At 57.0% G+C, this 5,356-nt stretch carries 3 rRNA genes; all 3 read left to right on the forward strand.

Going from position 1 to position 5,356, the window contains the following annotated elements:
* The first annotated feature begins 158 nt into the window (after window positions 1-158).
* A 16S ribosomal RNA gene (locus Q8814_RS24125) occupies window positions 159-1,680 on the forward strand.
* A 307-nt stretch (window positions 1,681-1,987) separates the two neighbouring features.
* Window positions 1,988-5,122: ribosomal RNA gene (locus Q8814_RS24130) — 23S ribosomal RNA — on the forward strand.
* 105 nt (window positions 5,123-5,227) lie between these two features.
* Window positions 5,228-5,344, forward strand: a 5S ribosomal RNA gene (gene rrf, locus Q8814_RS24135).
* Together the 16S, 23S and 5S rRNA genes form the textbook arrangement of a ribosomal RNA operon.
* The last annotated feature ends 12 nt before the right edge of the window (window positions 5,345-5,356 follow it).

The raw sequence follows: 5,356 nt of genomic DNA on the forward strand, positions 1-5,356 counted from the left end.
TTTTTGGTGCGACCGTCGATTTTTTCGATGGTTGTGTGCTGGTCATCGCCTTCTTCCGTCGGTGGTGGCCAGTGTTTTTTTGCTAGTTTGAGTTTTTTTGCTAGTGATTCGGCTCTTTTGTCTATGACTGATTTGCTCTTCGGGGCGATCGAGAGTCTTTTACGGAGAGTTTGATCCTGGCTCAGGACGAACGCTGGCGGCGTGCTTAACACATGCAAGTCGAACGATGATGCCCAGCTTGCTGGGTGGATTAGTGGCGAACGGGTGAGTAACACGTGGGTGATCTGCCCTGCACTTCGGGATAAGCCTGGGAAACCGGGTCTAATACCGGATATGACCTCGGGATGCATGTCCTGGGGTTGAAAGTTTTTCGGTGCAGGATGAGCCCGCGGCCTATCAGCTTGTTGGTGGGGTAATGGCCTACCAAGGCGACGACGGGTAGCCGGCCTGAGAGGGCGACCGGCCACACTGGGACTGAGACACGGCCCAGACTCCTACGGGAGGCAGCAGTGGGGAATATTGCACAATGGGCGCAAGCCTGATGCAGCGACGCCGCGTGAGGGATGACGGCCTTCGGGTTGTAAACCTCTTTCACCAGGGACGAAGCGCAAGTGACGGTACCTGGAGAAGAAGCACCGGCCAACTACGTGCCAGCAGCCGCGGTAATACGTAGGGTGCGAGCGTTGTCCGGAATTACTGGGCGTAAAGAGCTCGTAGGCGGTTTGTCGCGTCGTCTGTGAAATCCCGCAGCTCAACTGCGGGCTTGCAGGCGATACGGGCAGACTTGAGTACTGCAGGGGAGACTGGAATTCCTGGTGTAGCGGTGAAATGCGCAGATATCAGGAGGAACACCGGTGGCGAAGGCGGGTCTCTGGGCAGTAACTGACGCTGAGGAGCGAAAGCGTGGGTAGCGAACAGGATTAGATACCCTGGTAGTCCACGCCGTAAACGGTGGGCGCTAGGTGTGGGTTTCCTTCCACGGGATCCGTGCCGTAGCTAACGCATTAAGCGCCCCGCCTGGGGAGTACGGCCGCAAGGCTAAAACTCAAAGGAATTGACGGGGGCCCGCACAAGCGGCGGAGCATGTGGATTAATTCGATGCAACGCGAAGAACCTTACCTGGGTTTGACATATACCGGACGACCGCAGAGATGCGGTGTCCCTTGTGGCCGGTATACAGGTGGTGCATGGCTGTCGTCAGCTCGTGTCGTGAGATGTTGGGTTAAGTCCCGCAACGAGCGCAACCCTTGTCCTGTGTTGCCAGCAAGTGATGTTGGGGACTCGCAGGAGACTGCCGGGGTCAACTCGGAGGAAGGTGGGGACGACGTCAAGTCATCATGCCCCTTATGTCCAGGGCTTCACACATGCTACAATGGCTGGTACAGAGGGCTGCGATACCGTGAGGTGGAGCGAATCCCTTAAAGCCGGTCTCAGTTCGGATCGGGGTCTGCAACTCGACCCCGTGAAGTCGGAGTCGCTAGTAATCGCAGATCAGCAACGCTGCGGTGAATACGTTCCCGGGCCTTGTACACACCGCCCGTCACGTCATGAAAGTCGGTAACACCCGAAGCCGGTGGCCTAACCCCTTGTGGGAGGGAGCCGTCGAAGGTGGGATCGGCGATTGGGACGAAGTCGTAACAAGGTAGCCGTACCGGAAGGTGCGGCTGGATCACCTCCTTTCTAAGGAGCACTTCTCCGGTTCGGACCGACACGCTGGTGTCGGGGGAGCCGGCAGAGCCTGTTTCGTTCCCACACGTGGAACGACAGGAGCTCATGGGTGGAACGCTGACACGCATTTTCTTCATTACCGCCGGCCTCAGTGCCGGGGGGAGGAAAGTTATATCGGTGCACTGTTGGGTCCTGAGAGAACACGCGTGCGTGTTTGCTCAGCGACGATGATCCGCGAAAACGGTTGGCTGGAAGGCCGGCGTCGGTAGGGGTTGTTGTGTGTTGTTTGAGAACTGCACAGTGGACGCGAGCATCTTTGTTGTAAGTGTTTATGAGCGTACGGTGGATGTCTTGGCACCAGGAGCCGATGAAGGACGTAGGAGGCTGCGATAAGCCTCGGGGAGCTGTCAACCGAGCTGTGATCCGAGGATGTCCGAATGGGGAAACCCAGCACGAGTGATGTCGTGTTACCCGCATCTGAATATATAGGGTGTGTGGAGGGAACGTGGGGAAGTGAAACATCTCAGTACCCACAGGAAGAGAAAACAACATGTGATTCCGTGAGTAGTGGCGAGCGAAAGCGGAAGAGGCTAAACCATGGGTGTGTGAGAGCCGGCAGGCGTTGCACTCGTGGGGTTGTGGGGTTCATTGTGTCGGCGCTGTCGAGTCGGCCAACAGTAAGAAATCATCGTGTTAGTCGAAATGGTCTGGAACGGCCTGCCGTAGTGGGTGAGAGTCCCGTAGACGAAAACATGGTGACTGTTGATGTGAATACCCAAGTAGCACCGGGCCCGTGAAATCTGGTGTGAATCTGTCGGGACCACCCGATAAGCCTGAATACTCCCTGGTGACCGATAGCGGACTAGTACCGTGAGGGAAAGATGAAAAGTACCCCGGGAGGGGAGTGAAATAGTACCTGAAACCGTGCGCTTACAATCCGTCAAAGCCGTCGAGCAGTTTGGTCTGCTGGGGGTGATGGCGTGCCTTTTGAAGAATGAGCCTGCGAGTTAGTGGCATGTCGCGAGGTTAACCCGTGTGGGGTAGCCGTAGCGAAAGCGAGTCCGAATAGGGCGACCTGTAGTGGCATGTTCTAGACCCGAAGCGGAGTGATCTACCCATGGCCAGGGTGAAGCGACGGTAAGACGTCGTGGAGGCCCGAACCCACTTAGGTTGAAAACTGAGGGGATGAGTTGTGGGTAGGGGTGAAAGGCCAATCAAACTCCGTGATAGCTGGTTCTCCCCGAAATGCATTTAGGTGCAGCGTCGCGTGTTTCTCACCGGAGGTAGAGCTACTGGATGGTCTAGGGGGCCCACAAGCTTACCGAAATCAGCCAAACTCCGAATGCCGGTGAGTGAGAGCGCGGCAGTGAGACTGCGGGGGATAAGCTTCGTAGTCGAGAGGGAAACAGCCCAGATCGCCGGCTAAGGCCCCTAAGCGTGTACTAAGTGGAAAAGGATGTGGGATCGCTGAGACAACCAGGAGGTTGGCTTAGAAGCAGCCACCCTTGAAAGAGTGCGTAATAGCTCACTGGTCAAGTGGTTCTGCGCCGACAATGTAGCGGGGCTCAAGTACACCGCCGAAGCCGCGGCACTCACACAACACCTCGGAGGGTTTACGAATTCTCCGGCAGTGGTGTGGGTGGGTAGGGGAGCGTCGTGCAGCCAGGGAAGCAGCGGGGTGACCCAGTTGTGGAGGCTGCGCGAGTGAGAATGCAGGCATGAGTAGCGAAAGACGAGTGAGAAACTCGTCCGCCGAATGACCAAGGGTTCCTGGGCCAGGTTAATCCGCCCAGGGTGAGTCGGGACCTAAGGCGAGGCCGACAGGCGTAGTCGATGGACAACGGGTTGATATTCCCGTACCCGTGTGAACGCGCCCCTGGCGAATCATCGGTACTAACCGTCCAAAAGATTCCTTGTCTCCTTCGGGAGAGGGGGGATCGGCTGCACGGGACCTTCGGTGGTAGTAGTCAAGCGATGGGGTGACGCAGGAAGGTAGTGGGGCCAGTCAGTGGTAATACTGGTGTAAGCCTGTAGGGCGTGACATAGGCAAATCCGTGTCGCACAAGCCTGAGAGGTGATGCGTACCCGTTGAGGGGAATTCCATGATCCTATGCTGCCGAGAAAAGCCTCTAGCGAGCTTTCACACGGCCCGTACCCCAAACCGACACAGGTGGTCAGGTAGAGAATACCAAGGCGATCGAGAGAACTGTGGTTAAGGAACTCGGCAAAATGCCCCCGTAACTTCGGGAGAAGGGGGACCAACTCCGGTGACGGAATTTACTTCCCGAGCCGGGGGTGGTCGCAGAGACCAGAGAGAAGCGACTGTTTACTAAAAACACAGGTCCGTGCGAAGTCGTAAGACGATGTATACGGACTGACGCCTGCCCGGTGCTGGAAGGTTAAGAGGACCGGTTAGTCACTTCGGTGGCGAAGCTGAGAATTTAAGCCCCAGTAAACGGCGGTGGTAACTATAACCATCCTAAGGTAGCGAAATTCCTTGTCGGGTAAGTTCCGACCTGCACGAATGGCGTAACGACTTCTCTGCTGTCTCAACCACAGACTCGGCGAAATTGCATTACGAGTAAAGATGCTCGTTACGCGCGGCAGGACGAAAAGACCCCGGGACCTTCACTATAGCTTGGTATTGGTGTTCGGTTCGGTTTGTGTAGGATAGGTGGGAGACTGTGAAGCCCGCACGCCAGTGTGGGTGGAGTCGTTGTTGAAATACCACTCTGATCGTATTGGATATCTAACCTCGGACCATGATCTGGTTCAGGGACAGTGCCTGGTGGGTAGTTTAACTGGGGCGGTTGCCTCCCAAAATGTAACGGAGGCGCCCAAAGGTTCCCTCAGCCTGGTTGGCAATCAGGTGTCGAGTGCAAGTGCACAAGGGAGCTTGACTGTGAGACCGACAGGTCGAGCAGGGACGAAAGTCGGGACTAGTGATCCGGCACCGGCATGTGGAAGCGGTGTCGCTCAACGGATAAAAGGTACCCCGGGGATAACAGGCTGATCTTCCCCAAGAGTCCATATCGACGGGATGGTTTGGCACCTCGATGTCGGCTCGTCGCATCCTGGGGCTGGAGTAGGTCCCAAGGGTTGGGCTGTTCGCCCATTAAAGCGGCACGCGAGCTGGGTTTAGAACGTCGTGAGACAGTTCGGTCTCTATCCGCCGCGCGCGTAAGAAACTTGAGGAAGGCTGTCCCTAGTACGAGAGGACCGGGACGGACGAACCTCTGGTGTGCCAGTTGTCCCGCCAGGGGCACTGCTGGTTGGCTACGTTCGGAAGGGATAACCGCTGAAAGCATCTAAGCGGGAAGCCTGTTCCAAGATGAGGTTTCTCACCCCCTCGAGGGGGTAAGGCCCCCGGCAGACCACCGGGTTGATAGGCCGGAACTGGAAGTGCGGTAACGCATGGAGGTGACCGGTACTAATAGGCCGAGGACTTACACCGAAGAAGCTACGCGTCCACTGTGCGGTATCTGAAACAACACACCCCTGTCCCCATCCCGGAATCCGGGGAGGAGCGAAGGGTGGGGTGTCGACAGTTTCACAGAGTTACGGCGGTCACAGCGACAGGGAAACGCCCGGTCCCATTCCGAACCCGGAAGCTAAGCCTGTCTGCGCCGATGGTACTGCACTCGACAGGGTGTGGGAGAGTAGGACACCGCCGAACACCCGTTACCGA

The organism is Rhodococcus chondri (genome assembly GCF_036327435.1).
GTDB classification, from domain to species: domain Bacteria; phylum Actinomycetota; class Actinomycetes; order Mycobacteriales; family Mycobacteriaceae; genus Rhodococcus; species Rhodococcus chondri.